The following is a 26582-nucleotide window of genomic DNA, read 5'->3' on the forward strand; positions in this document are numbered from 1 at the left end:
GGGGCCATCTGGGGTAGAATGAACTGGCAACTTCCCTTCATGGCTCCTTCTCCCTTGCTGCCTTTCTCTTCGTATCCGGTGCGGCCCGGCAGCTTCGCGGCTGAACTGGGCTCCACCGTGGTCGTTGCGCCGCACCCCGACGACGAAGCCCTGGGCTGCGGCGGGCTCCTGGCGTTGCTGCGTCAAGCCCAGCAACCGGTAGCGGCCGTGCTGGTCAGCGATGGCACCATGTCGCATCCGGCTTCGGAGCGGTTTTTGGCTCCGGCTCGCCGCGCGGTGCGCGAAGCGGAATTTCGGCAAGCCCTCGGCAGCCTGGGCATCATGACTGAGCCGCTTCTGCTGGGCCTGCCCGATAGCCTAGTGCCCGGTTCGGACGCTGAGCCGGGCTTTGCCGAAGCGGTAGCTCAACTCCGTGATTTTCTAACACGCCACCGGGCTGCTACCGTGCTGGTGCCCTGGCGGCGCGACCCCCACCCCGACCACCGCGCCACCAGCCAGCTGGTGCAAGCTGCCCTGGCGGCCCAGCCGGAGCCGCCCAGCTGCCTGGAATATATCGTGTGGGCCTGGGAACGCGCCGCGCCCGACGACCTGCCCACGCCCGAAGACGGCGTGCGCGGGTTTCGGCTGGATATTGGGCCGGTGGTGCCGCAGAAGCAGCGGGCCATTGCCGCCCACCGCTCGCAGGTGGCGCCCGGTATTTTTACCGACGACCCCTCCGGCTTTCTGCTATCTCCCGAAATGCTGGCTCACTTTGCCGCGCCCTACGAAGTTTATTTTGAGGCCCTAGAATCATGAATCAAAACCAGCCCAACTCGCTGCCGCCAGAGTATTTTGACCACGTGTACCGAGCCAACCGTGACCCGTGGAACTACGAGTCCAGCCCGTATGAGCGGGACAAGTACGCCGCCACGCTTGCGGCCCTGCCCCATCCCAACTACGCCGAGGCGCTGGAAATTGGCTGCTCGCTGGGAGTGCTCACGGCGCAGCTGGCCGCGCGCACGGGCCACCTGCTGGCCGTGGATGTCAACGAGGCCGCCCTGGCCCAGGCGCGGCAGCGCTGTGCCGGCCTGCCCCACGTGGACCTCGAGCTCATGCAGGTACCCGACCAGTTTCCCGGCCAGCAGTTCGACCTGATACTGGTGTCCGAAGTTGGCTACTTCTGGTCGCCGGCCGATTTGGCCCGGGCGGCCGATAAGGTGGTGGCCGGACTGCGCCCCGCGGGCCAGCTGCTGCTCGTGCACTGGACGCCCGCCGTGCACGACTACCCACTGACCGGCGACGACGTGCACGAGTTTTTCCTGCAAAAAGCCACTGCAGACGGACCACTGCGCCACCTCACCGGGCAACGGCACGAGAACTATCGGCTAGACCTGCTGGAAAAGCGCTAGCCTCAGCATAAGCCGCCCCCCGCGCTTCGCCCCGCGGCTGGTAGTGCCTGATAAGCTGCGGTAGCATGCGCAAGGCCTGCGACAACGGGATGGCCGATACCGCAGCCGCCCGGGCGGTGGGCAGCACTGCCTCCCAGAGCTCCCCAAACGTGGCGGCGGCTTGCATATGCGCCGCTAGCGTGGCCGCCGGCAGCCCCAGGCAGATAGCCAGGACATCGAGCCGGCGCGTGGAGCCGCCGGCCCACCGGTGGCGCAGGTGGCGCCGGGCTTGCCACAACGCCGCCAGTTGCACGGGGTTGTCTACCTGCGGCTCGCACTGCCGCTGGCTCATGCGGAGCCATTCGCGCAGCTGCCACGACAGCCCCACTTCAACCCTTCCCTGCTGGCGGCCAGAGGTGAGCACCTGCACCCGCGGGCTGTGGCGCACGGCCAAATCGTGCCGCAGCAGGGCCTGGCAGAGGGCCTCGTCTTCCAAAAACCGGACGGCGGGCAGGCCGCCCACCTGGCAGTAGGCCCGGGCGGTGAGGGCCAGGCTGGCGCCAAAGTGCTGGTGGTGGCGGGGCCAGGGGTCGGCCGGATTGGGGTCGATGAGGTCTTCCAGGCGGGCGCACATCAGGCGGTAGGCCGTGTCGCGGTCCTTGATGCGGCGCAGCGGCAATAGCGCCGGCGCGTTTATCTCGGTGAGGATGCGGCCGCCCACGGCATCGGCCCCAGCCGCAATTTCGGCCTGAATGGCGGCCACCCAGGTCGGGGCCACGCGGGTATCGGCGTCGGTGCTGGCGATGATGCCAGTCGCGCTGCCCATTTGCTCCAGGCGGGCGCAGGCCACGTCCATGAGCAGGCAGCGGGCCCGGCCCACGTGGGCATCGGGCCTGGGCAAATACAGGCTGGCCGCGTGCACGGGCAGGTGGGGGTACCGCTTTGCCTGCCGCCGCACTACGGCAGCCGTGGCATCGGTGCAGTTGTTGGCCAGCACAATCACCTCGTAGCTGCCCGGGGGCAAGGGCTGCCCGTGCCAATCGGTTTGGGCGGCCAGGGCAGCCAGCGTCGCCGGCAGGGAATCCGCTTCGTTTTTGGCCGGGATGATGACGCATACCTGCAAGCCGGCATGAGGGGGCGGCAGCTGCCGGTGTAGCAGCTCGGCATGGCGCCCCCGACGCGGCACGGCAGGCCGGAAATTGACCTGAACCTGCGGGCCAGGGGCCGTGGCTTCGTGGGAGCCAAGGAAGCGGGCAGGCGCAGCGTGTTCCATCAGGCCTATCTACGCCAGCAATTATCAAAGGATAATGCTTAGCTTATACTTAAACCGGTTTATTTTATGTATTCGGAACAGTGAATAATTGTTTTTGTTCTGACGGACAGGCTGTTTTAAAATCTTTCTCCGCCCCAAAATATATCCCCGCCAAATCGCGGCGCCCCCGCCATAATGCAACTTCGCCCAGGTGCAGCCGCGTGGATTGAGCTAAAATCTGCTCCTATGGGCCACCTTCTGCCCTTGCCCATGGCAGCCGGGAAGCTGCGCACCGGGCGTGGTCACAAAAAATCCCCTCCTGGGAGCAGGAGGGGATTCGTTGGGCTAAATCAATCGCTCAGGAGCGGCCTAAAACGCTTCGCCGATGGCGAAGAGAATGCCCGGCTTGCTGCCGGTGCCGCCAGCGTAGTCGAGGCGGAGGTTGAGCCGGTCGCGCCGGATGAAGTTGAAGCGGATGCCGGCCCCGCCCGCAAACTTGGTTTGGTTGAGCGCGAACTTATCGATGTAGTTGCTCACGTTGCCAACGCCCCCGAATACGGCCCCGTCGAGGCGCCAGAACAGCTTCTGGCGCAGCTCGGCCTGGAAGGTTATCATCTGCCGGTCGCGGAACCGCTGCTCGTAGATGCCGCGCAGCAGGTTAGCGTTATTGTACAAGCTGCCGCCCAGGTTGGCGCCCAGGCCGGCCAGTTCCCGGAAGGGCACCTCGCCGGTATGGAACTGCCCCAGGAACTGCAGGGCTAGAATGGTGCGCTCGGAAAATACTGGCTGGAAATGGCGGGCGTCGAGCTGGTAGCGCACAAAGCGGTAGTCGGAGCCCAGGCCCGTGCCGTTGAACATGACGCTGGCATCGAGCAGGTTGCCGCGAAAGGCCGCCAAGGGCACGTCGCGGGTATCGTAGGTAATAACCGGACCCAGGCCCGAGACGCGGGTATTTTCCCGCTCGCGGGCCGTGAGCCGCGGGTCGCGCAAAAATACGTTGACGTTGGTGCCCTTGGCGTCTACCGTGCCGGCCGGAATCTCAAGGTTGCGAACGTCGGTGAGGCGGTACTGCGCCCCAAAAAACACCTTGGGTGCCACCTGCTTCTGTACCCGCTGGTTGATGATGAACAGCTTATAGCCCGTTTCCGACTCGTCGTCGCTGAGGCTTTTGGGCCCGATGCCGTAGTAGTACAGCAAAATGTCGTAGGCGCTGATTTCGCCGCTGAGGTAAAACTTCTCGCCCGGTGTATACACCGTGTGCACCAGCTGGATAAGCGACTGCTTGTTTTGCGTGGTCCAGTACTGCGCCCGGATGTTGGAAGGGCGCGTGAGGGTATCGCTCGAAAAGCGGCCGCTGAGCAAGCCGCCCAGGCCATAGCCCAAGCCGGTTTCGGCCTGGTAGAACAGTACCGGAATGGGCAGAATCGTGAGGCGCTTGGTTCGGTCGACGTCCTTGACCCCACGCACCAGTTTTGCCGGCGGGTCGGTGGCGGCCGGCGTGGCCGTAATGACGGAGTCGGGAGGCGCAACGGGCTGGGCGGTGGCGGCAAAGGCCAGCCCGGCCAAGACCAGGGCTGCGTAAGGGAAGCGCATGAATAAAGGGGTAAAATCTTTGGGTTGAGCTAACAACGGATTCCCCTTGCCTACGGTTTGACGGCAGGAGGATTTCAGCCGCCAAGTAAGCAGTTAATTATCAGGTTTTCGGCCCCTCCCCTGTTTACTGGTCGAGGTGCAGCCGCTTTACCACCCGGCCGCGGCCGATGTGTTCGGCCACCAGCTCGGCGGCGTCGGTGGGCCGCACGTTGCCGTACACGGTACCCTCGGGATACACAATCAGGGCGGCGCCGGGGCCTTTCTTGCAGCTGCGGCACAGGTCTAGGCAGTCACAGGTTTGCACCTGGGTCCGCACCTTCTGGCCTTTCACTTCCTGCTTTTTCAGGCCCTGGTGCTTCAGCTCTTTTTTCAGCGCTTTGGCCACGTCGTCCCCCACGCCAGATTTTTGGTTGGTGCAAACGAAAAGGCGGCGGTCGGTGCTCATTGAGGTAATTATAAGAGGAAAGAACCGTCATGCTGAGCGCAGTCGAAGCATCTCGCCCGCTTCGTTGCAATCATCGGGCTTAATGCTGCACGCGAGATGCTTCGACTGCGCTCAGCATGACGTTCTTAATAAAAACCGTAGCAGACTACTTCGCCCCGTGCCAGTGCCGGTTCTGGAGCTTATACGCAGCCAGCTCGCGGTTCGACCAGAGTGTTTGGTACACTTGCTGGTCGTGGAGCAGCTGGGGGTCTTTTTCCATGAAGCCAAGCAACTCCTGGAGCAATTCGGCCGCCTCTTCCTTCAGGAAATAGTACATCCAGTTGTCGAGGCGGCGCACGTTCACCAAACCTGCATTCTTTAAGTACGATAATTGCCTACTGGTTTTGGTCTGGGTGAAATCCAGCACTTGCTCCAGGTCGGCCACCACCATTTCGCGGTTGCGCCAGAGCAAGTGCAGGATGCGAACCCGGCTTTCGTCGCCCAACGATTTAAAAAGTTGCTGCCCAAAAGCAACCGTGAAATGTTTCAAGCGCATCTGCTGTCTGGGAAGGGACGTGCGCCCTTCGTTCTTATCGCCCAAAGTTACGGTCGGCCCCGAACCCGGCCGCCGTATATTTGTCCTACCTACCCCTGAACATGCCTGATTTATTGCGCCTTCGTGGCTTCTCTTTCTTTTTTGCTGTGGCCCTGCTGGGCGTGCTGCTCTTGGCGGCGCCCTCGGCACATGCGCAGGGCAACCGCCGCATTATCCAGTTCACGGGCATTGTAGCCAGCGGCGACAGCCTGCTCGGCATCCCCGGCGCCACCATCTACGTGCCCAAGGCCGGCCGCGGCACGGCCTCCAACGCCTACGGCTACTTCTCCATGGCCGTGCTGGCCGGCGACAGCGTGGTGATTCGCTCGCTGGGCTACGCCAACCAGACCATTGTCATCCCGGCCGATTTCCAGCGCCAGAGCTACTCCGTCATCATTCAGCTGCGGGAAGACGCCACCATGCTCGGCGAAGTGCGCGTGTTTCCCTACACCACCGAGCGCGACTTCAAAAAGGCCTTTCTGGCCCTGCGCCTGCCCACCGAGCGCGGCAGTGCCGCCGCCGCCAACCTGAACGAGCAGCTCATGCGCCGCATCTTCAACACGCAGCCCATGGGCGCCGTGGCCAACTTCCGCCAAACCATGGACCGGCAGCAGTACAACCACGACGCGCGCCAGGGCATGGCCCCCAACCAGTACTCCAACAACCCCTTGCTCAACCCTTTCAGCTGGCTCCAGCTGATTCAGCAGGTGAAAAAGGGCGAATTCAAGAAGAAGGACACCGACGACTAAGCCGGCGGCTTAGCTCAATTTTCCGCCAGCGGGGCCCGCTCAACGGGCTGGGCATAACCTCTTGAGGAGTTTACGGGTAAAGCAAGGGCTAACTTTTGCTTTATTCCATGGATACCAATCTTCCCGCCTCGGCTAATCCACGCGTTGTCATCATCGGCTGCGGATTTGGAGGCCTGCGCCTGGCCAAGGCCTTGCGCCACGCTCCCGTGCAGGTGGTGGTGGTCGACCGCAATAACTACCACAACTTCCAGCCCCTGCTCTACCAGGTGGCCACCGGCGCCCTCGAGGCCGATAGCATTGCCTACCCCATCCGCAAGATTTTTGCGGGCCAGAAGAACTTCTTCTACCGCATGGCCGACGTGCACCGGGTGGAGCCCAGCACCAATACGGTGGTGACCAGCGTCGGCGACATTCGCTACAACTACCTGGTGCTGGCCACCGGCTCGCTCACCAATTTCTTCGGCCTGGAAAGCATTGAGCGCAATGCGATGCAGATTAAGAGCATCCCCAACGCCCTGAACCTGCGGAGCTTCATCTTCCAGAACTTCGAGAAAGCCCTGCTCACCGAGAATCCCGAGGAGCGGCAGGCACTGCTCAACATTGTGGTGGTGGGCGGCGGCCCTACCGGCGTCGAAATCAGCGGCTCGCTGGCCGAGATGCGCAAGCACGTGCTGCCCAAGGACTACCCGGAGCTGGACTTGCGCACCATGCAGATTTTTCTGGTTGAAGCCGCGCCCGTGCTGCTGGGGCCCATGTCGCCGGCCTCGCAGGCCGATGCCAAACGCTACCTCGACGAGCTGGGCGTGAAGGTGCTGCTCAACACCAGCATCAAGAAATTTGAAAACTGCCGGGCTTATTTCTCAGATACCGAGTTTATTCCGACCGAAAACCTGGTGTGGGCCGCCGGCGTGAACGGCGCCGAAGTGCCCGGCCTGCCCGCCGAGGCTATTACCCGCAACAAGCGCGTGACAGTGAACCGCTGGAACCAAGTGGTAGGCCTTTCCAACGTCTTCGCCATCGGCGACGTGGCTAACATGGTGACCGAGGACATGCCCCGCGGCATGCCCATGCTTGCGCCCGTGGCCCAACAGCAAGCCGACCAGCTGGCCAAGAACATCGAGCGCCTGCTGCGCGGCGAAGCCCCCAAGGATTTTGTGTACACCAACAAAGGCTCTATGGCCATTGTGAGCCGCAACAAAGCCGTGGTGGACCTGCCCAAGAACGTCCACTTCAACGGCTTTTTCGGCTGGCTCACCTGGCTCTTCGTGCACCTGATGACGCTGGTGGGCTTCCGCAACCGCGTGGTGGCGCTCGTGGACTGGGCCTTCAGCTACTTCAATTCTGACCAGGCCCTGCGGCTCATCATCCGCCCCTTTAGCCGCCGCGATGTGAAAGACGACAAAGGCAAGAAAAGCGCCGAACACCGCACCGCGACGCCGGAATACAATCCCACGCCGCCAGCCATTCAGACTCCGGTGTAGGGTTGAGCTGGCTGTTGGGAACCTCACCCCCGCCCCCTCTCCAAAAGAGAGGAGTGCCTGTCGTTAACCATTCAACAAAAAGACCCGGCCCAATATTGAGCCGGGTCTTTTTGTTAGGAAATGAGCTGCCCCTTGTACCGTGGCTCCCCTCTCTTTTGGAGAGGGGTCGGGGGTGAGGTTCTACCGGCGCGGGCTTCCCCAGCCGCAGGTCTACTCCTGCTCCTCCACCACCTCCACCGGGCCGGCAATGACAATCTGCATATCCTCCGGCTTGAGGTATTGCTGGGCCAGCTTCTGCAGCGTCTCGGCGTCGGCGGCTTCGGTTTGGCGCACGAATTCGGTGTAGTAATCGGCGGGCAAGCCCAGGAAGACCTGCGTTTTGTATTTATCGCACTGCTCGAATACCGTGGACAACTCGTTGGCGAATTTCCCCAGGATGTAATTCTTCACCGTCGACAGCTCTTCGGCGGGAATGGCTTCTTCCTGCAGGCGGCGCAGTTCCAGCTCAATTTCACTCACGGCCACGTCGGCACTTTCGCCCTTCACATCGGTGGCGATGACGAGCGAGGTGCCGTGCTCGCGCGGGCCCACGCTGGCGTAAATGCCGTAGGTCAAGCCTTTGTCTTCGCGGATGTTGCGCATCAGGCGCGAGCCAAAATAGCCGCCCAATACGTTCACCAGCAACTTCAGGTGGTGGGTCTCGGGGTGCGTGGGCGCGAGCCAAGCACGGCCCATGCGCACCGAGGCCTGCAGGCTGCCGGCCACGGCCACCCGGTCGGTAGCGGAGCGGCCCGTAAAATCATGGGCGGCGCCATTGGTAAAAATAGGCAGGTCGGCGGCCGAATGCACCGCCGTGGCGGGCACGCTGAAGGCGGCGGCTACCAATTCGCGTTCGGCGGCCACATCGCCGCACAAAAACACCTCGACGTTGCCAAAGGAATAGGCCGCGCGATGGAAAGCCTGGGCTTCTTCCACGGTCAGGGCCTGGTAGGCCTCGCTGTCGAAGGGCCGGCCGTATGGGGTGTCGGCCCCAAACAGCAGCTCATTGAAACGCTCCGAAGCCAGGAAGCTGGTCTTCTGGCGTTCTACGCGCACGTTTTGGATGGTGCGGGTTTTCAGCTGCTCCAGCTCAGCGGCCGGGAAGGCGGGGTTGGTGAGCACGTCCGTCACCAAAGGCAGCAGCACCGGCAGGTGGCGCGTGAGGCAGTAGAGCGTGAGGGTGGAGCGGTCGAAGCCGGCGTCGCACTCCAGAGAGGCGCCGTAGAAGGCCACTTCGTCAGCAATCTGGCGGGCGGTGCGGGTGGTGGTGCCTTCCAGCAGCATGCGCGCGGTGAGAGAGGCCAGGCCGAAGCGTGGCTCGGCCATTTTGCCGGCCCGGAACACGGCCTGCAGGCGCACCACCGGCTGGGCATCGTTGGCCATCACGTGCAAACGGGCGCCGCTGGGCAATGAAAATACGTCGGCCGCTGGCAGCGTTACGCGGGCCAGTGGCTGAACGGGAGGAGCGACGGTACGGTCGAGCATCAGGAAGGAAATATGGATTGAAAGGACGGGATAAATAACAGCAAAAAGAACGTCATGCCGGGCCCAGCCCAAGCCTCTCTCCTGCCCAGCTAACCCAACCGAATGAATTAGTACTGTGGCAGAGGGGCTTGGGCTGGGCCCGGCATGACGCTCTGCTATCAGCTCGTCAACCGAAAGTAGGCGACTTAGTTCGAGGGGGCTTCGCCGCTAGTGCCACCGGCGCCGTTTTCGTCGAAGGCCTGGGAAAGCTTGTTCAGGTTGAAGTGCAGCGACACCCGGATGGTTTGGGCCAGGGGGTTGTTTTGGGAGTTGCCGCCGGTGGGCACCAGGTACGTGCCGTCGATGCCAAACACCTGGTAGCGCACGCCGAGGCCCATGCTCACGTACTGGCGGTCGCCTTTGTCAGGGGCTTCGTAGAAATACCCGCCCCGGGCATACAGCAGGTCGTTGTAGTTGTACTCGAGGCCGGTCGAGAGGTTGATTTCGCGCAGCTCTTCCTTAAACCCGCCGGGGGCATCGCTGAACGAGCCCAGCATGCCACTCACGATGGACTTGTTGGCAATCTCCTTGTTCTTTGCCACTATTTCCGGGTCGTTTTCCAGCAGCACGCCGTTCACGTCGTAGTAGGGCGAGGGCACCAGCAGCTTGCTGGCATCGAACACCAGGGTGATTTTGTTGTACTGGTCAATTTCCCGCGTCAAGGCCGTGCCCAACTTCAGGGTAGTGGGCAGGAAGCTGGGGTTCTCGGCGTCGTTGTAGGTAATCTTGTTGCCAATGTTGGTAACGGAGGCCCCAAACGCCAGGTTGTACAGCCCGGAGCCGATGGTGGCGTCCTTGGAGTAATAAGCGCCCAGGTCGACGGCCGCCGCGTTGCCGGGCTTGGCATCGTTGCCGTTCACGGTGCCCACCAGGTTGGAGCGGATGTAGCGGGCCGAGGCGCCGACCCCGAAGTTATCGGTGAGCTGAATGCCGTACGAAACCGTGAGGGCATACTCCTTGGGGCTGAAAGAGCCCTGCGGAATATTCTGGCCGTTGCGGTAGTCGATGGTGCCCAAATCGAAGTACATCAGCGACCCGCCAAACGCCGAACGCTGCCCTACTTTGCCATAGGCCGACAGGTACGACAGGCTCATGTCGTCGGTGATGTTGCGCAGCCACGGCGAATAGGAGGCCGCCGCCGAGTATTTATACGGCACAAAGCCCAACTTTCCCGCGTTGAAATAAGCTGAGTTGGCATCCGGGGAAGTGGCCACGCCGGCCTCGCCCAGCGCCGAGGCCCGTGCATCGGGGCTGAGCGTCAGAATCGGCACGGCCGTGGTAATGGCGTGGGGGCTGAGTTGGGCCTTGGTCTGGCCAGTGGCTGCAATGGCCAGCAAGCCGGCAAACAGGGCCACGCGCGAACGGGAAAAGGAAGGGTGCATAGATGAGGGAAAGAAGACCACACGCGGCCTGAGAGCAAATAAAAGCAGATTAATTTAGGATGACGAGTTTTTCGTATTTCGAGACCGAACTACCGTTGAGCTGTGACCGCACGCTGAGGCGGTACACGTAAACGCCACGAGCCAGCTGGTCATTGTATTCATCGCGGCCATTCCAGGAAATACTTCGCTGGTGGGCATCGGTGCTGGGCACTACCGCCGTGAGCGTGCGCACCAAATGGCCGGATACGGTGAAAATCTGGACTTGTACGTCTAAGTTGGTGGGTTCGCTGCCGGCCTGGTTGTGGTCGAAGAAGAACGTAGTTGAGCTGGCAAACGGATTGGGGTAGTTCAGCACGTGGTCGAGCGCCAGCTTTTCGTTGTGCGCCACAATAAACTCGATTTCTTTTTCTGCCGAGTTGTTGTACGTGTCCCAGGCTTTCAGGCGCAGCGTGTGCGGGCCGGTGGGCAGGTCCTTAAACAGGTTGTTGACCTGCCCGGAGCGGAAGTCGCCCACCTTGGCCACGTAGCTGTCGTTGAGCACGATGAGCTTGGTGGGGTCGTTGTCGAGCACGGCCGTGATGTCGTGCCCAATGCCCGCGCCGGTGGTGTTGATGCCGCTCGAGTCGCTGAGTTGGGCCAGCAGCGTGGTGTTTTGCCCGGTGAGGCCGCCAAACACAAAGGACTCGTTGTCCATGAACAGCTTAATGACCGGGGGCATGGTGTCCTTCAGGAAATCGCGGGCCGCGCCGCCCACTTGCTTGAGCTGGTAGCCGTGCGCGTCGATGCGGTGCGTCCCGTCGAAGGCGTAGAGGCTGACTTTGCCCAGCCCGACGTTGTAGTTAATGTCCTTGGGCACCACGAAGGTGAGGTTAAACTCGCCGTTCACCACGTTGGCCTGCCCGCCATAAATCACACTTTCCTGGATTACCACCGGCCGCGGCGCATCGGCCGAGTTGGGGTCGCCGCCGGCCTCGTTGCCGAGCGTCTTCACGGTGCTGGGCTTGTCGTAAATGGTGACCTGGGCCACGCCGGTGAAGGCCGAATTGACGGCGCCGTTGTTGAGCAGGCGGCCGTGCAGCCGCACGCGGGCCAGCGCCTGCAGGGTATCGGTGGAGGTCCAGGGGCCGGCGCCCACCCGCGTCCGGATGCTGTCGAGGGCCACCGTTTGCCGGGGGTAGGCCAGCGTCATGCTGGGGTCGGCCAGCAGCGTGTAGTTGCGGTTGTTGATAACGCCCGGCTGCCCGGCGCCGGGGTAATCGTTCTTGCTCAGCATCACCACCGTGCCGATGCTGGGCATCTGGCCGTTGGCCAGCGGCCGCAGCACCCGGTTGAAATAGGCCTGGTTCAGGCCAGCGTTGAGGCCGGCATCTACCACGCGGGTGGTGGTAAACAGGCCAATGGCGCCGCCGGTGGGGTTGTCGGTAAGCGACTGCTCACCGGCCGAGGTAAAATCGGGGTTGTCGTAAGTGCTGAAATCGCAGGTGCCGGTGGTGAAAAACGTCAGGTTGTTGGCGTTGCGCAGGGCCAGCACCGAGGCATTGGTCAAAATCTGCTCATCGGTCCAGCCCTTCGGCCCGCCGTGGCCCAAGTAGTTCACAATCAAGGAGCCTTGCTCCACCGACTGGTCGATGGCGCGGCTGGCTTCGGGCGAGCGCTGGCCCGCCGATACCGACAGTTGCGGGTAGAGGTCCAGGTACACCTTGTGCACGTTATAGACCGGGTAGTCCGTTTGGATGACCTTGGCAATCAGCTCCGAGCCTTGCCCCACAAACAAGTCCCCGTTGCCGTCGTCCGAGACCAGCGTGATGCGGTTGCGCCACTTGCCATACGCGGCCGGGGCATCGTAGCTTATTAGCTTATCAACCACCTGCTTCGCTTGCTCGGCGTTGGTCCGGTCGCCTTTGGGCGTGCGTATCGGCAGGCGGCCCACGCCAATGTCGAGCAGCTCGCTGCCTGGGTTCTGCTCGCTCCATTCGCCTTCGTCGTCGTCGAGCAAGGCAAAGTAGTCGTCGGAAGAGTAGCTGGCTTGGCCAAAAGCGCCGCCGTAAAAAGGCGCCAACGACTCCCGCGACTCGTAAGTGGGCACGTAGTTTTGGTTGACGGCGTCGAAGTCCGCGTCGTTCTTAAACGGCGTCCGGTCTTTCCACCACGCGGGCTCAAAACTTTTGTTGTTGTAGGGGTCCGACTTGTAGTCAAACGAGGCATCGCCGAACAGCAGCAGCTGCATCTGTTTGCCCTGGGGCGCCCGATCATAGAGCTGCTTCATCATGTCGCGGATGGCCGTAATGTCCTGGCCGCCCGAGCCATACTCATTATACACTTCCGAGGTTGTCACCACGGCCACGCGCAGGTTGTCGTGGCTGGTGCGGTGGTTAGCCAGCCGCTGCGCCTGGCTTTTGAAGGCCGGATACGTCACAATGACCAAGTCGACCAGAGCGGCCGCGTTGCTGTTGAGGGCGTGCAGGTCCTGGTTTGCAACCTTCCCAAATTCGCGGGGCTTGCCGAAGGTGCCGTTGGGCTGGAAGGCCACGTACTCGCGCAGCGTATCGGCCGGCGCCAGAAAAGTGCCGGTGCTGCCCGCCAGGGCGAGCGCGCGGGCGGTGGCCTGGCGCGGGTTGGTCACGTCCCACACCGTGGCTCCGGTGGCATTGGCAAGCTCAAAGCGGTTTACCGCTTTCGGCGCGATGTTCGACAGCGAGCGAAACTCAAGCTGGCTGCCGCTCAGCCGCAGCTGGCGCTGGGCGTTGATTTCCAGGTAGTCGAGGTAGGCGCTGGCCGCGGGGTCGCTGCTGTTGTAGGTTAGCCCAACTTTTAGCTCAACTCCTGGGTTGGCCAGCGTGAGCTGCCGGGTAACGGTGCTGACGGTGGCAATGGCCCCAAAATCGTAGTTGGGCCGCGCATCCAACGACTGGCTGCCCAACGCGCTGCCGTTCAGCGTGAGCTGAAACGCGCTGGCCGTGGCCGAATTGGCTACCAGCGACGACGTGACGCGGATGGGCGAATTGGGCACCAGGTCGGGGATATTGCCGAAGACGAACTCCTTCTGGGCACCATTGCCAAAGACTTCGCCCACCCAGTTGCGGCCCGAGCCCGAACCACTGGAGCTGGCCTTGTGCATCAGGTTCAGCAGGTCGTGCTCGTAAAAGTCGCGGTAGGTGAACGCGTTGATGGTAGGCGTGGTGGCGGTGGCGGCGGGCGCCGTGGCGGTGGGCACCCGGCGCCCGGCCGTGTTATTCACCGTCACGAAGTAGTAAGTCGTGTCGGTGTAAATGTTGTTGCGGTGCCGGAATACGCCGCCCTGGGCCTCCCAGGTGTGGGCGCCGGGCGAGTAAAACAGAAAGTACTCGTTGTCGTCGAACACGTTGTCGCCGTTGCCCACCAGCAGCACGTTGTTTTCGGCCAGGTCATCGGGGCGGGGCACAGCATTGGCCTGAGGCAGGATGCCCATGGAGTTGCCGTACACGTGCAGGTTGTTGGGGTTGATGCCTTGCAGGTCTTTGCGGCCCAGTATGCGCAGCAGCGCTTCCTTGTCGAGCTTGTAGATGCCGCTTTCGGCCACGCCCATCTTGTACCAGTCGCCGGTGGCCAGCACCGAATGCGAAGCGTGCGGGCGGTTGGCCGTTGAGCCGCGGGCCGCGATTGGGCTGGTGCCTGGCGAGTAGCGGTAGTCGAACGACGTCAGGCGCTCGGGCCGGCCGGTTTGGGGGTTGCGGCGCACGGGACGCAGGCTCAGGTGCGATACCACCCGCTTCATTTCGGTGCCGGAGCTGAGCGTTGGTTCTGGCCCGGCCGGCAGTCGGGCGGCATCAAACAGCTTGGCATCGGCCGCCGGGAAGGGCTCGTACACTAGGTTCACCAGCTCGCCCGCACCTACCTCGCCGTTCAGCCGCAGGCTAAACCAGCCCACTTGGTCGTCCAGGGCCGGGTGCGCTTCATCGAACGTGGGCACTTTCTGCTTGCGGGAGCTCAGCGTGGGCACCTCCGCGTAGCCGCCCCATTTGATAACGCCGTGGGCCGTGGCCTCCCCGCCCGGTTGGGCCGCTATTGGGGTGGCCGCGCCTAGTATCAATCCCGCAAACGCAACGCAGAGAAAAATTAGACGCATAGATGCATTACATGTTAAATACCATCCCGCCTGCACGGCGGCCGCCTGGTCGTGCGCTAGCAACAGCACCAAATAGCATCAGGTTCACCCGGTATTTGCCGCTTAACTACCAAACAATCTATTTATTGTAGCCATGGAACAAATAGCTAGCGGGCCGCCGTCTTCGGCACTGAGAGCAGGACGTAGAGCAAGACCACCAGCGGCACGGCCGCGGCCTTCAGCACTAGCACCAAGGCGGCCGCCAGCATTAAAAATAGAAAACGGCGGCGATTATCGGCCCACCGCAAGTTCTTAAACTTCAGGGCAAACAGCGGAAGTTCAGCGACCAAGAGGCCCGAGAGCAGGGCCGTGAGACCCAGCAACAGCCCCGGATGCAGGATAATAGGCGTTAGCCCGAACTGGTCGTACGCCAGGATAAGGGGCAGCGACGCCACCACCAGCGTGCAGGCCGGGGTAGGTAGCCCAATAAAGGAAGTGGTTTGCCGGGTGTCGTTGTTGAACTTGGCCAGGCGCAGCGCCGAGAAGATGCTCACGGCAAAGCCAAAATACGGTACCCACACCGGCAGGCCGTCCGCACCGATGCCCCGGGCCAGCAGCTGGAAGAAAATAGCGCCCGGCACCACCCCAAACGACACCATATCAGCCAAAGAATCAAGGTCTTTACCAATGGCCGATGACACGCGCAGCGCCCGGGCCACAAGGCCATCGGCAAAATCGGCGGCGGCGGCGACGGCCACAAACCAGGCGCCCAATTCTAGCCGGCCGGCAAAAATGCTGGTGAGCGCCAGGCAGCCGCACAACAGGTTGAGGCAGGTAATGGCGTTGGGGAGGTGACGTTTCAAGGGGGTGCAGGGTGAGGTAATGAGCAAAGGAAGCAGCCGGTCGTTCTGCTGAGCTTAACCCGGCTTCTCTACCGCGAGAGGCTCTGGTAAGTTGCGCCGTAAAGATGCCGGGCTGGCGCCGGCTGCTGAGTGGGCAAGCTCGTCAGGACAGGGGCGGGCGTTTAGCCCAATTTTCCTGTTTTGTTTAATTCAAAAAGGGATTTTCGCGCCGCTCCTCCCCGATGGTGGTGGCCGGGCCGTGCCCGGGGTACACCACGGTGGCATCGGGCAGGGTCATCAGCTCGGTTTCGATGCTGTGCAGCAGCTCGGCGTGGTTGCCGCCGGGCAAGTCGGTGCGGCCAATGCTGCGCTGAAACAGCACGTCGCCGCCGATAACGGTGGCCGTGGGCTCGTGGTAAAACACCACGTGGCCCGGCGCATGGCCCGGCGCAAAGCGCACTTCTAGCTCCGTTTCGCCGATGCGAACGGGCTGGCCGGCCACCAGCTCGCCGGTGGGCTCGGCAGGTTGGTACTGCGGAAAGCCGTAGTTGTCCGCGTAAGTAGAAACGGCGCGCAGCGTGGCCAGGTCGAGCCGGTGTAGCAAGAAAGGGGTGCCCGGCCAGGTGGTCAGCACAAACTGGTTGCCGAGAACGTGGTCGATGTGGGCGTGGGTATTCAGCAGCAGTATTACCTGTAAGTCATTGCTTTTGATATACTCCCGGAGCGCCTGCTGCTCGGCGGGCGCGTAGCAGCCGGGGTCCACGATGGCGCACTGCCGCGTGGCTTCGTCTATCAGCAGGTAAGTATTTTCGGAAAAAGCGTTGAAAGTAAATCCGGCGACGGTCATGCGAAATTGGAGTCTCTGAGCAATGCGGCAAGGTACGACGCTGGGGTTAATGAGGAATGAGGAATGAGGAATGAGGAATGAGGAATGAGGAATGAGGAATGAGGAATGAGGAAGTTCGGGCACCTTGGCCCAATTCTTCATTCTTCACTATTAATTCTTCATTAAGCGCAGCGTTATTCTACATTAAGCGCAGCATTCCTTACCTTTCCGGCCATGACAGTCTGCGATTTTCTGGTAGTGGGCCACGGCATTGCGGGCGCCACCTTGGCCTATGTGCTGCGCCAGCGCGGCCACCACGTGCTGGTGTACGACCCCGGCCAGGACAACTCGGCCTCGAACGTAGCGGCCGGCCTCATGAACCCGGTGGCCGGCAAGCGCTTCGCCCTTTCGTGGCGGGCCGCCGAGCTGCTGCCCTACGCCGCCACCTTCTACCGCGAGCTGGAGCAGCGCTACGGCCAGCCCTTCTTCACCGAAACGCCCATCTTCAAGCTGTTTGCCTCGCTGGAAGAGCAGAATGCCGTGCTGGCCCGCAGCGCCGACCACCCCTGGGGCGACTTCGTGGCCGGCCTGGCCACCACCGACCCCGACTTGCCGGGCGTCCACGCCCCGTTTGGGGGCGCGTGGCTGCGGCATGGCGGGCACGTGGCCGTGCGCGAACTGCTGGCCGCCCTGGCTGCCGAAGGTGCCCACGACGGTTGGCTGCGGCGCGAAAGTTTTGATTGGAACCGCCTCGTTACCGATGCCGCTGGCGCTACTTACGCCGGCCAGGTGCGGGCGCGCCAGGTCATCTGCTGCGAAGGCGCGGCGTCCGTGCGCAACCCGTATTTCAGCTGGCTGCCCCTCACCCCCAACCAGGGTGAGGTGCTCGACGTGGAATGCGCGGGCCTGAGCACGGCCCAGGTGCTCAATCGGGGTGCCTACGTGGTGCCAGTGGGCGGGGCGCAGTTTCGGGTAGGCGCGACGTACCGCTGGCCGCCTTTTGCCGAAGGCATCACGGCCGTAGCGCGCGAAGAGCTGGCGGCCCGGCTCACCGTTATTACCGACCTACCCTTTACGGTGGTGCGGCAGCAGGCCGGCGTGCGGCCGGCCGTGCGCGACCGCCGCCCGCTGCTGGGCCCGCACCCCACGGTGCCGTCGTTAAGCTTTTGCGGCGGCTATGGGTCCAAGGGCGTGATGCTGGCCCCGCGGCTGGCCCAACTGCTGGCCGATTGGCTGGAAGGGCACGGCGAAATTTGGCCGGATGCAGGCTTGGAGCGGTACCACGCCCTGCTGCCAGCCAGCGTAATTTGAGTATAATTGAGAATAGTGCTGCTGGGGTTATTCCTGGTTTGAACAACGGAAATGGGGCCCGGCAACAATTTCGCGTTAAATGCCTTTACTTCAGCTCAACCCGGCCATTCCGCCATCGACTGAATCTTGGGCTGAACCCCACAAAAATTTTAGCGATTTAGCGGACTAATTTTCGCCTTTGCTCGTTGTTTCTCTTATGAATATTCTACTATCCGCGAAGCGCACGTTGGGCACACTGGTGCTGCTGCCGTTGCTGCTCACCACTACGGCCCGAGCCCAGACGGCGCAGGAGCCGTTTGGGCGGGTGCGCATTCAGTACAAGCCGTTTCGCTGGCAGCAGCTCAGCACCCAGAACTTCAATGTGATGTACTACGAAGGCGGCGAGGCCAGCGCCCGCCGGGCAGCCGAGTACGCGGAGAAGGAGCTGCAGCGCATCACGGCGCTCATCGGCTACTACCCCTACTCCAAAACCACCCTGCTGTTTTACAACTCAGTGGGCGACCTGCGCCAGAGCAACATCGGCCTGACGGCCACCCAGCAGCAGGTAAATGGCGGCGAGACCCCGCTGGCCCGCATGAGCAAGGTCCAGATTGCCTTCACCGGCCAGGAAACCGAGTTTAAGCGCGAGCTGAGCACCCAGATAACCGAGGTGCTGCTCAACGACATGATGTACGGTGGCTCGCTGAAGGAAGTGCTGCAAAGCAGCTACTTGCTGCAGCTGCCCAACTGGTTTATTTCGGGTGCCTCGGCCTACGCCGCGGAAGGCTGGAGCGTGGACATGGACGGCTTCATGCGCGACATGAGCAAGCAGTACCCCACCGGCACCCGCACGGCCCCGTACTTTTTGCGCAACCACACCTTGGCTGGCCAGAGCATCTGGAACTACGTGGCCGAGCGCTACGGCTACACCACCATCCAAAACATCCTCAACCTGACGCGCATCACCCGCGATGTGGAAGTGGGCATCAGCTCGTCGCTGAACGTACCCTATAAGGTGTTCCTGAAGGATTGGCTCACCTACTACCGCGAGCTCAACGGCCAGCCCGTAGCCACGCTGGTAGAGCCGGACCAGAAATTCCGGCAGAGCGACCGCAACCGCCACGCCGACGTGTTCTCGCAGCCCATCATCAGCCCCAACGGCCAGATGGTGGCCTATGCCCAGAACGAGCAGGGCCGCTACCGCGTGGTGGCCATGAACCGCGACGGCAGCCACCGCCGGATACTGAGCCGCGGCGGCCACAAAACCCCCGACCAGCAAATCGAAACCCGCCTGCCCGCCTTGGCCTGGCGCGGCAACTCGCAAGTGGCCGTGGCCGAAATGAGCCGCGGCGAGATGGCACTGCACCTCCGCGATGCCGACGGCCGCGGGCTGGTGCGCCGGGTACGCGAGGCCATTCGCTTTTCGCGCCCCGCCTCGCTGTTTGGGGCCTACGACCAGGTCCTGAGCATGAGCTATGCGCCCGATGGCAAGGCCCTGGTGTTTAGCGCGGTGCGCAACGGCCAGAACGACATTTACCTGCTGCGGGCCGGCAGCCGCAAGGCCGAGCAGCTCACCAACGACTTGTTTGATGACGTGCAGCCGGTGTTTCTGCCCGGGGGGCAAGGGCTGGTGTTCAGCTCCAACCGCTACCTCGATTCGGCGGGCCGGGCCCATACCGCCACTTTCCAGAACGTGGTGAACAACTACGACCTGTTTGTGTACCACCTCGACGGGCGCGCCACGCCGGTGGAAACGCTAGTGAGCACCATTTCGAACGAAACGCGGCCCCGGGCCATTTCCGATGACGAAGTGCTGTACCTGGGCGAGGAAAGCGGCGTGCGGCAGCTGTACCGCTACTCACTGAAAACCAAGGAGCGCGCGCTCCTGACCAAGTGGCTGCCCAACACCCAGGACTTTGATTACAGCGCGCTGACCTCGGCGTTGGTGTTTGTGGCGCCGGCGCAGGCCCGCGACATCCTGTACGTTTACCCCACCTTCCCGCTGCCCGCGGCGCTGCCCCTCACCAAAACCGCTCGGCAGCAAACCCTAGAAGACCGGTCGGCTCCGCCGCGCGCGGCCGCGCCCAAGCCAGCTCCAATTCCAGCCCAAGCCCCGGCGCCGGTTTCGGCAGCCGCTGCGCCGCCTGACACTACGGCTCCTGCCCCGCCGGCTACTCCGGCCGACTCGGCTGCTACCCCGCCCGCCGCTCCGGCCCCGCGCAAGAAGGCCAGCGAAACCGTGAACACCAGCGACTACCAGTTTGAGGAAGACGAGCCAGCCCAACCTGCCCAATCCAGACGGCGGCGCACGGCGCCCACGGCAGCCGTGGCCGCGGCCCAACCCCAGGCCGAGGTGCCGACCCTGACGGGCCCGTTCCGGTATGATACCCGCTTCATGGCCGACAACGTCTCGACCTCGCTGTACGTGGACCCGCTGCTGGGGCTGGGCCTGCAGTTCAAGGCCGCGCTGACCGACGTGCTGGAAAACCAGCGCATCGACGCCAGCCTGTTTGGCTTATTTGATTTGCGCACCAGCAACATTCGCGCGTCCTATACCAACCTCACCCATCGCTACGACTGGGGCGTGGCCTACCAAAAGCAGGCCTATTTCTTTGACATCAACAGCGGCCGCTACCGCTATGGCCGCCACGAAATAGCGCCCACCATTGCCTATCCCCTCACGCACAACCTGAGCGTGCGCGGCGGCCCCCGCTTCGTCAACATCTCCCGGACGCTGCTCGGCGACGTATCGACCGAAGACGACAAAAACACGAATTACCTGGGCTACAACGGCGAAATCGTGTTCGACAACAGCATTGCCACGGGGGTTAACATGGTGTCGGGCACCCGCCTCAAGGCCAGCGTGCTGAACCACACCAACATCAACGACAAGGGCCTGAGCTTCGGCAAGTTCGTGGTGGACCTGCGGCACTATCAGAAAATCAGCCGCTCCATTGTGTGGGCCAACCGCGCCAGCTACGGCCAGTTCTTTGGGCGCCGGCCCCAGATATTCCGGCTCGGCGGCATGGATGACTGGCTGAACGCCGCCTACCAGGACGGCACCCGGTTTATCCCAAACTACTCGGCGCCGGACCAGGTCTTCAACCAGGAATTCGTGACCAACCTGCGCGGCTTCGATTACAGCGCCCGCAGCGGCCCACGCTACGTGCTGTTCAATAGCGAGCTGCGCATTCCCATTGTGCAGTACTTCGCCCGCAAGCCTATTTATTCAGGCTTCTTCCGCAACCTGCAGCTCACCGGCTTTGCCGATGCCGGCACGGCGTACTCGGGCACCAACCCCTTCGGCACCGACAACTCGGCCAACACCGAGCAGGTGATTCCCGCTGGCAACTTCTTCTCGGCCACGGTCATCAACTTCCGCAACCCCTTCCTTATCGGCTACGGGGTGGGCGCCCGCACCACGCTGCTGGGCTTCTACGGCAAGGTAGACGTGGCTTGGGGCCAGGAAGACTATGTTACCCACGGCCCGAAGTTCTACTTCTCGCTCGGCTACGACTTCTAATACTAGTGGCGCATATCAAGAAGGTCCGGCTCAACTCAGCCGGACCTTCTTTTTTGCCCTTGGTTTATCATCCGTTCCGGGCGGGTTCGGTCGTATCTTTGCGGCCCGAAACTGAAACGCTGCCCGTGCCCCTGCTCCACGAAATTTCCACCTTGCTAGCCAAAGACTTCCGCCTCGAATGGCGGCAGCGCGCGGCCCTGGGGGGGCTGCTGCTGTACGTGGGCAGCACGGTGTTTGTGTGCTTTTTGAGCTTCAGTTTACGCGGTGGGCAGCCTCCGGCGCCCGCCTGGAATGCGCTGCTCTGGGTTATCCTGTTGTTTGCGGCCATCAATGCCGTAGCCAAGGGCTTCATGCAGGAAAGCCCCGGCCAGCGCCTCTATTACTATACGCTGGTGCGGCCCCAGGCCATTATTCTGGCCAAGATGCTCTACAATGCGCTGCTACTGGGCGGGGTGGCGCTGCTGGGCTTGTTCCTCTACACGGTGTTTCTGGGCAATCCCATTCAGGACGCGCCGCTGTTTGTGGGCAACCTGCTGCTGGGGGCGGTGGGGTTTGCCACCACACTTACGCTGGTGTCGGGCATTGCGGCCAAGGCTGGCGGCAATGGGGCCACCCTCATGGCCGTGCTGGGCTTCCCGATAATGGTGCCCATGCTGCTGCTGCTCATCAAGGTGAGCAAAAACGCCCTCGACGGCCTCGACCACAGCGTGAGCCAGCAGTCGCTGCTCACGCTGCTGGCCCTGAACATGCTGGTGGGGGCCGTGTCTTATTTGTTGTTTCCGTATTTGTGGAGGGGTTAATTATGAAATTTACCTGGTGGAAAGTCCTGACCGTCATTCTGCTGCTGTATTCGGCGGTGGCGGGCTTCCTGCTGCCCGTGCCGCGGCTGGCCATTGTGAATGAGAGCATTCGCAACCTGTATTTCCACGTGCCCATGTGGTTTGCCATGATGGTGATACTGGGCACGTCGGTGTTCCGCTCCATGCAGTACCTGCGCAGTCCGTCGGCTAGGCTCGACATTCTGAGCCACGAAGCGGCTAAGAGCGGCATCGTGCTGGGCATCTTGGGCCTGGCCACCGGCAGCCTGTGGGCCAAGTACACTTGGGGCGCCTGGTGGACGCCCGACCCGCGCCTGAACGCCGCCGCCGTGGCCCTGCTCATCTACGGGGCTTACCTGGTGCTGCGCGGCTCCTTCCGCGACGAGCAGCAGCGGGCCCGCGTGTCGGCCATCTACAACATTTTCGCTTTTGCGGCGGCCATTCCGCTACTGTTTATCCTGCCCCGCATTTCGGGCAACAGCCTGCACCCCGGCCAGACCGGCAACCCGGGCTTCAACAAGTACGACCTCGACAGCACCATGCGGATGGTGTTTTACCCCGCCGTTATCGGCTGGATTCTCTTTGCCTTCTGGATGACCCAAGTGAGCAGCCGGCTGGCGTTTTTGCAATTGAAACTCGATGAAAAATAACCTCCTGGCTCGCCTCGCCGGCGCGCTGTGCTTGCTGCAGTTCCTCTTATTTACTTCCCACGCGGCTCTGGCTCAGGCAACTGATGCCCCCGAAATGGCCGATGGCCTGCGGGCGAGCGGCAAAATTTACGTGGTGGTAGCCGCCGTAGTCATTATCGTCGCCGGCTTGTTATTCTACCTGATATCGCTCGACCGCAAAGTGAGCAAACTGGAGCAGGAAATAAAAAAATAGCCGGGCACCCAAGCCACCCGCATGCTGTTACCATTTCGAGCATAAGCGCTGACTACAGTATTCGTGGAAGCCGCTTATATCCGAGCTAATCAGTGATTATGAAGAAGTCGCACATTTTCATCATGGCCATCATTGCGGTGGCCGCCGCCATCATCCTCAGCACCACCGCCGATGCCAGCGTGTACGTGGGCTTCGGCGAGGCCCGGCAGCGGGCCGCCGAGGGCAACACCACCAAAGTACACGTGGTGGGCAAGCTCCTGCGCGACAGCCAAAAGCGCCCCATTGGGCTGGAATACGACCCCATGACGGACCCCAACTACTTCGCCTTCACCCTGGTAGACACCAACCGCGTGGCCCAGCGCGTGGTGTACAACAACCCCAAGCCCCAGGACTTCGATGCGTCGGAGCAGGTGGTGATTACCGGCAGCATGAAGGGCCAGGTATTCATGGCCGACAACATCCTGCTCAAGTGCCCCAGCAAGTACGTGAAGAAGGATTTGAAGGGGGCCACGGCTACGCGCTAGTTGATGGAAGGACTCGACTTTAGCGCTTTGGAGCGATGCCTGGGCACTTTGAAGCGGGCGCATAGCTGCCTGCTGCAACATGGTCCCGACTCGGATGACCACGACTTATTTCGGGCTGCTTGCGTGAAGGAATTCGAGTTGATTCTGGAAATCGTGGTAAAGCTGCTGCGCCGGGTGTTGCGCGAGTACCTCACCTCCACGCGCGAGCTGGCCGAGATGAATTACAAGAATGTGTTTGGCCTCGCGGCGAGCCACGGGCTTCTTTCGGTAGACGAAGTGGACCGTTGGTTCTTGTACCGCGACAACCGGAACACGACTGCCCACGAATACGGCCCGCTTTTCGCCGAGAAAATTGTGACAACGCTGCCCGCTTTTATTGTTGACTCGGATTCCTTCCTGGTCAGAATGCGCTACCAAGGCTAACCCCACGCTTATGCTCGACCTGCGCCCCCAAGACTTGGCCCTGGTGCTGCGCCTGGCAGCCCTCACGCTCCCAGTCTCGGTAGCCATATGGGCCTATGGCAGCCGCGTAAATGGCGACGCTTACGAGGGCAGCGACCTCGACTTAGTACTACGCTCCCCCGAACTGCAGGAATTACCCGCCGCTACGCTTAGCCGCTTCCGCGCCGCCCTGACGGAAAGTAACCTACCCATTTTTGTTGATGTTCACGACTGGGTACTTCTCCCCGCCAGTTTTCACGAGAGAATTTTAACCCGCTACGAAGTACTGCGCCCCGGTGCTACCGCGCCGGTTCCCGCTTGATTTTTTGCTTATGAACTTATTAATAGGAAACATTGGCCACTTGAGCGTCATCGTCGCGTTTGCAGCGGCGCTGGTGGCTGCCTACAGCTACTTCCAGGCCTCGCGGGGCCGGGCCTTGGGCGATACCGACGCCAGCTGGCTGCGCATAGCGCGCGGGGCGTTTTTTGTGCACGGGGCGGCGGTGCTGTCGGTGGTGGTGTGCTTGTTCAACATCATCCACGCCCACCGCTACGAGTACTACTACGCCTGGAGCCACAGCTCCAACCACCTGCCGGTGCAGTACATGATTTCCTGCTTCTGGGAAGGCCAGGAAGGCTCGTTTCTGCTCTGGATTTTCTGGCACGTGGTGTTGGGCGGGTTCATCATCCGCTACAACCGCAAGTGGGAGGCGCCGGTAATGGCGGTGTTCAGCGGCGTGCAGCTGTTCTTGGTGAGCATGATTCTGGGCGTGGTGCTGGGCGGTGTGAAAGTGGGCTCGTCGCCGTTTATCCTGCTGCGCGACTTCCTCACCGATCTGCCGGTGTTTAAGATGAATCCCGACTTCGTGCCCAAAGACGGCACCGGCCTCAACGCCCTGCTTCAGAACTACTGGATGGTGATTCACCCGCCCACACTGTTTCTGGGCTTTGCGCTCACCTTGGTGCCGTTTGCCTTTGCTATTGCCGGCCTCTGGAAGAAAGAACTGACCGCCTGGGTAAAACCGGCGCTGCCGTGGACGCTCATCGGCGGCGGCGTGCTGGGCGTGGGCGTGGTAATGGGTGCCTACTGGGCCTACGAAACCCTGAACTTTGGCGGCTACTGGAACTGGGACCCGGTCGAAAATGCCGTGTACATTCCCTGGCTGGTGCTGGTGGCCTCGCTGCACGGCATGGTGCTCTGGCAGAAGCGCCGCCTGGGCCTGCGCACTTCGTTTGCGCTGGTGGTGGCCACGTTTATTTTGATTTTGTACGCCACCTTCCTCACCCGCAGCGGGGTGCTGGGCAATGCCTCGGTGCACTCCTTTACGGACCTGGGCTTGTCGGGCCAGCTGCTCATTTACCTGGGCGCGTTCACGGTACTGGCGGTGGCGCTGCTGGTGTGGCGCTGGAAGGAAATCCCGGTTTCGGAGAAAGAGCTCAACGCCTACAACCCCGAGCTGTGGGTATTTGTGGGCGCTACGGTGCTGTGCCTGGGCGCTTTCCAGGTGTTATTCACCACCAGCATCCCGGTTTATAATGCCTTGATGGGCTTGATTGGCATCAAAACCAACGTGGCCCTGCCCGCCGACCAGATTGCCCACTACTCCAAGCTGCAGCTCTGGATGGGCGTGTTTGTGGCGCTGCTCTCCGGCCTAGCCCAAATCATGTGGTGGCAGCGCAACGACAAGACCACCCTGGTCAACTCCCTGACCGCGCCCACGCTGCTATCCCTCTTGGGCACGGCGCTGGTGGTGCTGCTGGTACGCTACAATGGCCTGACGATTTCGCCGGCTTACGTGGTGCTGGTACTGGCCGGGTTGTTTGGGGTGCTGGCCAATTTCGGCACCATCTTCACGCTGCTGCGGCGCGGGGTGCGGCTCTCGGGCGGGGCAGTGGCCCACCTGGGCATCGCCCTGATGCTGCTAGGCATCCTGGCTTCGTCGGGCTACTCAAAAATCATTTCGCGCAACGTCTCGGGCCTGCTGTATTCGCGGGAATTCACGGAAGAGCTGAACCGCGACAACGTACTGTTGTGGCGCAACGAGACCGCGCCCATGCACGGCTACGAGCTGACCTATACCGGCCAGTATTTTGACGTGCCCGGCGTGCCCGGCTACGTCGATAAGCAGTTCCTGTTCCGCACCGACGACGACTACCGCGCCATTGCCCGCGCGCCCATCGCTAGCGAAGGCAAGACCTACTACAAGACCGGCGACACGCTCGACATCCTGCCCGAAAACACCTATTACCGCATCACCTACAAAGACCAGAAGTCGGGCGAGCAGTTTGTGCTGTACCCCAGGGCGCAGGTGAATGAGGAAATGGGCGGCCTGCTGGCTTCGCCGGCCATCAAGAAGTTCTGGGGCCACGACATCTACTCGCACATCAGCTCCGTGCTCGACCCGCGCAAGGAAAAGACCTGGAGCGAGGCCAAGGAGCACATCCTGAGCGTCGGCGACACCATTTTCCTGAACGACTACTTCGCGGTGTTCCGGGCCATTGAGCCGGCCCACGAAACTGCCGGCCTCAACCTGCAAAAAGGCGACCTCGCCATGCAGGCCGACATGATTGTATCGGGGGAGAAGCGCCAGTACCACGCCCACCCAGTGTTTGTGGTGCGCAACCGCATGGTGGGCCGCGTGCCCGACGAGGTAGAAGACCTCGGCGTGCGCCTGAGCCTAAACGCCATCGACCCCACAGCTGGCAAGTTCACTTTTGCCGTGAGCACTACGCAGAAGGACTATGTCATCCTGAAGGCCATGGAGAAGCCCTTCATCAACCTGCTGTGGAGCGGCACGCTGCTCATGGCCCTCGGCTTCGGCTTGAGCCTGCGCCAGCGCGGACGCAAAGACGCTCCTGTGGAGCTTTTGCCAGAAGCGCAAAGCCAGCCGAGCAACCGAAATACCCGGCCGCAGCCCGCGGTGGGCTAGGTTTTCCTCGCGGCTC

At 62.1% G+C, this 26582-nt stretch carries 22 protein-coding genes; 13 read left to right on the forward strand and 9 right to left on the reverse strand.

What is annotated here, in order from left to right; translation table 11 throughout:
* The first annotated feature begins 39 nt into the window (after window positions 1-39).
* Both AUC43_RS01370 and AUC43_RS01375 read left to right on the forward strand, forming a co-directional pair.
* Window positions 40-795: a PIG-L deacetylase family protein gene (locus tag AUC43_RS01370; protein ID WP_082684835.1), complete on the forward strand. Its 756-nt coding sequence runs from the start codon at window positions 40-42 to the stop codon at window positions 793-795.
* Window positions 792-1388, forward strand: coding sequence for a class I SAM-dependent DNA methyltransferase (locus tag AUC43_RS01375; RefSeq protein WP_068188857.1), 597 nt, complete (start codon window positions 792-794; stop codon window positions 1386-1388). The genes AUC43_RS01370 and AUC43_RS01375 overlap by 4 nt, the downstream gene beginning before the upstream one ends.
* On the opposite strand, the gene AUC43_RS01380 is transcribed toward AUC43_RS01375, so the two are convergent.
* From AUC43_RS01380 to AUC43_RS01395, 4 genes are all read right to left on the reverse strand, one after another.
* On the reverse strand, window positions 1336-2640 hold the full coding sequence (locus AUC43_RS01380) for a glycosyltransferase family 2 protein (RefSeq protein WP_068188861.1): 1305 nt from the start codon (window positions 2638-2640) through the stop codon (window positions 1336-1338). The genes AUC43_RS01375 and AUC43_RS01380 overlap by 53 nt on opposite strands.
* A 348-nt stretch (window positions 2641-2988) precedes the next feature.
* Entirely contained in the window at window positions 2989-4212 is a 1224-nt protein-coding gene (locus AUC43_RS01385) for a BamA/TamA family outer membrane protein (RefSeq protein WP_068188863.1), read from the reverse strand.
* A gap of 124 nt (window positions 4213-4336) precedes the next feature.
* Window positions 4337-4657 (reverse strand): (2Fe-2S) ferredoxin domain-containing protein, encoded by a 321-nt coding sequence (locus AUC43_RS01390; RefSeq protein ID WP_068188866.1) that lies wholly within the window; start codon window positions 4655-4657, stop codon window positions 4337-4339.
* A gap of 145 nt (window positions 4658-4802) precedes the next feature.
* Window positions 4803-5192 (reverse strand): ArsR/SmtB family transcription factor, encoded by a 390-nt coding sequence (locus AUC43_RS01395; protein ID WP_068188870.1) that lies wholly within the window; start codon window positions 5190-5192, stop codon window positions 4803-4805.
* Window positions 5193-5293: 101 nt separating this feature from the next.
* Here AUC43_RS01395 and AUC43_RS01400 point away from each other — a divergent pair, with 101 nt between their 5' ends.
* Window positions 5294-5980, forward strand: coding sequence for a carboxypeptidase-like regulatory domain-containing protein (locus tag AUC43_RS01400; protein WP_071885792.1), 687 nt, complete (start codon window positions 5294-5296; stop codon window positions 5978-5980).
* A gap of 107 nt (window positions 5981-6087) precedes the next feature.
* Window positions 6088-7461 (forward strand): NAD(P)/FAD-dependent oxidoreductase, encoded by a 1374-nt coding sequence (locus tag AUC43_RS01405; protein WP_068188877.1) that lies wholly within the window; start codon window positions 6088-6090, stop codon window positions 7459-7461.
* A gap of 210 nt (window positions 7462-7671) precedes the next feature.
* Here the strand turns inward: AUC43_RS01405 and AUC43_RS01410 are convergent, their stop codons facing one another.
* The 5 genes from AUC43_RS01410 to AUC43_RS01430 form a co-directional block, all read right to left on the reverse strand.
* Window positions 7672-8985, reverse strand: a complete 1314-nt coding sequence (locus AUC43_RS01410; protein ID WP_068188879.1) for a M16 family metallopeptidase — start codon at window positions 8983-8985, stop codon at window positions 7672-7674.
* A gap of 185 nt (window positions 8986-9170) precedes the next feature.
* Window positions 9171-10406, reverse strand: coding sequence for a type IX secretion system outer membrane channel protein PorV (gene porV, locus AUC43_RS01415; protein ID WP_068188882.1), 1236 nt, complete (start codon window positions 10404-10406; stop codon window positions 9171-9173).
* Window positions 10407-10455: 49 nt separating this feature from the next.
* On the reverse strand, window positions 10456-14511 hold the full coding sequence (porU, locus tag AUC43_RS01420; protein ID WP_082684836.1) for a type IX secretion system sortase PorU: 4056 nt from the start codon (window positions 14509-14511) through the stop codon (window positions 10456-10458).
* 146 nt (window positions 14512-14657) lie between these two features.
* Complete coding sequence (locus tag AUC43_RS01425) at window positions 14658-15353, reverse strand: CDP-alcohol phosphatidyltransferase family protein (protein WP_068188887.1); 696 nt, start codon at window positions 15351-15353, stop codon at window positions 14658-14660.
* Window positions 15354-15537: 184 nt separating this feature from the next.
* Window positions 15538-16179 (reverse strand): MBL fold metallo-hydrolase, encoded by a 642-nt coding sequence (locus AUC43_RS01430; protein WP_068188889.1) that lies wholly within the window; start codon window positions 16177-16179, stop codon window positions 15538-15540.
* 213 nt (window positions 16180-16392) lie between these two features.
* Here AUC43_RS01430 and AUC43_RS01435 point away from each other — a divergent pair, with 213 nt between their 5' ends.
* The 9 genes from AUC43_RS01435 to ccsA (AUC43_RS01475) all read left to right on the forward strand — a co-directional run bounded on the left by AUC43_RS01435 (window position 16393) and on the right by ccsA (AUC43_RS01475) (window position 26566).
* Window positions 16393-17469, forward strand: a complete 1077-nt coding sequence (locus tag AUC43_RS01435; protein WP_068188893.1) for an NAD(P)/FAD-dependent oxidoreductase — start codon at window positions 16393-16395, stop codon at window positions 17467-17469.
* A gap of 196 nt (window positions 17470-17665) precedes the next feature.
* A complete protein-coding gene (locus AUC43_RS01440; protein WP_068188897.1) occupies window positions 17666-20971 on the forward strand; it encodes a PD40 domain-containing protein in 3306 nt (1101 codons plus the stop codon).
* A gap of 98 nt (window positions 20972-21069) precedes the next feature.
* Complete coding sequence (locus AUC43_RS01445; protein ID WP_227784314.1) at window positions 21070-21771, forward strand: heme exporter protein CcmB; 702 nt, start codon at window positions 21070-21072, stop codon at window positions 21769-21771.
* A 2-nt stretch (window positions 21772-21773) separates the two neighbouring features.
* Window positions 21774-22439, forward strand: a complete 666-nt coding sequence (ccsA, locus tag AUC43_RS01450) for a cytochrome c biogenesis protein CcsA (RefSeq protein WP_068188900.1) — start codon at window positions 21774-21776, stop codon at window positions 22437-22439.
* Window positions 22429-22671 (forward strand): CcmD family protein, encoded by a 243-nt coding sequence (locus AUC43_RS01455; RefSeq protein WP_068188904.1) that lies wholly within the window; start codon window positions 22429-22431, stop codon window positions 22669-22671. The genes ccsA (AUC43_RS01450) and AUC43_RS01455 overlap by 11 nt, the downstream gene beginning before the upstream one ends.
* A gap of 98 nt (window positions 22672-22769) precedes the next feature.
* Window positions 22770-23195 carry a cytochrome c maturation protein CcmE domain-containing protein gene (locus tag AUC43_RS01460; RefSeq protein ID WP_068188907.1) on the forward strand — a complete coding sequence of 142 codons (426 nt, stop codon included), beginning with the start codon at window positions 22770-22772 and terminating at the stop codon, window positions 23193-23195.
* A 3-nt stretch (window positions 23196-23198) separates the two neighbouring features.
* Window positions 23199-23618, forward strand: coding sequence for a nucleotidyltransferase substrate binding protein (locus AUC43_RS01465; protein ID WP_071886001.1), 420 nt, complete (start codon window positions 23199-23201; stop codon window positions 23616-23618).
* Between the two features lie 10 nt (window positions 23619-23628).
* Entirely contained in the window at window positions 23629-23958 is a 330-nt protein-coding gene (locus AUC43_RS01470; RefSeq protein WP_068188913.1) for a nucleotidyltransferase family protein, read from the forward strand.
* A gap of 10 nt (window positions 23959-23968) precedes the next feature.
* Window positions 23969-26566: a cytochrome c biogenesis protein CcsA gene (ccsA, locus tag AUC43_RS01475; RefSeq protein WP_068188918.1), complete on the forward strand. Its 2598-nt coding sequence runs from the start codon at window positions 23969-23971 to the stop codon at window positions 26564-26566.
* The last annotated feature ends 16 nt before the right edge of the window (window positions 26567-26582 follow it).

Origin of the sequence: Hymenobacter sedentarius (genome assembly GCF_001507645.1) — a bacterium.
Taxonomy (GTDB): Bacteria; Bacteroidota; Bacteroidia; order Cytophagales; family Hymenobacteraceae; genus Hymenobacter; species Hymenobacter sedentarius.

What these genes read in the sequence shown, in the direction of transcription:
- AUC43_RS01370 (WP_082684835.1), top strand. Translation starts at nt 40, where the DNA reads ATGGCTCCTTCTCCCTTGCTGCCTTTCTCTTCGTATCCGGTGCGGCCC.
- AUC43_RS01375 (WP_068188857.1), top strand. Translation starts at nt 792, where the DNA reads ATGAATCAAAACCAGCCCAACTCGCTGCCGCCAGAGTATTTTGACCAC.
- AUC43_RS01380 (WP_068188861.1), bottom strand. Translation starts at nt 2,640, where the DNA reads ATGGAACACGCTGCGCCTGCCCGCTTCCTTGGCTCCCACGAAGCCACG.
- AUC43_RS01385 (WP_068188863.1), bottom strand. Translation starts at nt 4,212, where the DNA reads ATGCGCTTCCCTTACGCAGCCCTGGTCTTGGCCGGGCTGGCCTTTGCC.
- AUC43_RS01390 (WP_068188866.1), bottom strand. Translation starts at nt 4,657, where the DNA reads ATGAGCACCGACCGCCGCCTTTTCGTTTGCACCAACCAAAAATCTGGC.
- AUC43_RS01395 (WP_068188870.1), bottom strand. Translation starts at nt 5,192, where the DNA reads ATGCGCTTGAAACATTTCACGGTTGCTTTTGGGCAGCAACTTTTTAAA.
- AUC43_RS01400 (WP_071885792.1), top strand. Translation starts at nt 5,294, where the DNA reads ATGCCTGATTTATTGCGCCTTCGTGGCTTCTCTTTCTTTTTTGCTGTG.
- AUC43_RS01405 (WP_068188877.1), top strand. Translation starts at nt 6,088, where the DNA reads ATGGATACCAATCTTCCCGCCTCGGCTAATCCACGCGTTGTCATCATC.
- AUC43_RS01410 (WP_068188879.1), bottom strand. Translation starts at nt 8,985, where the DNA reads ATGCTCGACCGTACCGTCGCTCCTCCCGTTCAGCCACTGGCCCGCGTA.
- porV (WP_068188882.1), bottom strand. Translation starts at nt 10,406, where the DNA reads ATGCACCCTTCCTTTTCCCGTTCGCGCGTGGCCCTGTTTGCCGGCTTG.
- porU (WP_082684836.1), bottom strand. Translation starts at nt 14,511, where the DNA reads ATGCGTCTAATTTTTCTCTGCGTTGCGTTTGCGGGATTGATACTAGGC.
- AUC43_RS01430 (WP_068188889.1), bottom strand. Translation starts at nt 16,179, where the DNA reads ATGACCGTCGCCGGATTTACTTTCAACGCTTTTTCCGAAAATACTTAC.
- AUC43_RS01435 (WP_068188893.1), top strand. Translation starts at nt 16,393, where the DNA reads ATGACAGTCTGCGATTTTCTGGTAGTGGGCCACGGCATTGCGGGCGCC.
- AUC43_RS01440 (WP_068188897.1), top strand. Translation starts at nt 17,666, where the DNA reads ATGAATATTCTACTATCCGCGAAGCGCACGTTGGGCACACTGGTGCTG.
- ccsA (WP_068188900.1), top strand. Translation starts at nt 21,774, where the DNA reads ATGAAATTTACCTGGTGGAAAGTCCTGACCGTCATTCTGCTGCTGTAT.
- AUC43_RS01455 (WP_068188904.1), top strand. Translation starts at nt 22,429, where the DNA reads ATGAAAAATAACCTCCTGGCTCGCCTCGCCGGCGCGCTGTGCTTGCTG.
- AUC43_RS01460 (WP_068188907.1), top strand. Translation starts at nt 22,770, where the DNA reads ATGAAGAAGTCGCACATTTTCATCATGGCCATCATTGCGGTGGCCGCC.
- AUC43_RS01465 (WP_071886001.1), top strand. Translation starts at nt 23,199, where the DNA reads ATGGAAGGACTCGACTTTAGCGCTTTGGAGCGATGCCTGGGCACTTTG.
- AUC43_RS01470 (WP_068188913.1), top strand. Translation starts at nt 23,629, where the DNA reads ATGCTCGACCTGCGCCCCCAAGACTTGGCCCTGGTGCTGCGCCTGGCA.
- ccsA (WP_068188918.1), top strand. Translation starts at nt 23,969, where the DNA reads ATGAACTTATTAATAGGAAACATTGGCCACTTGAGCGTCATCGTCGCG.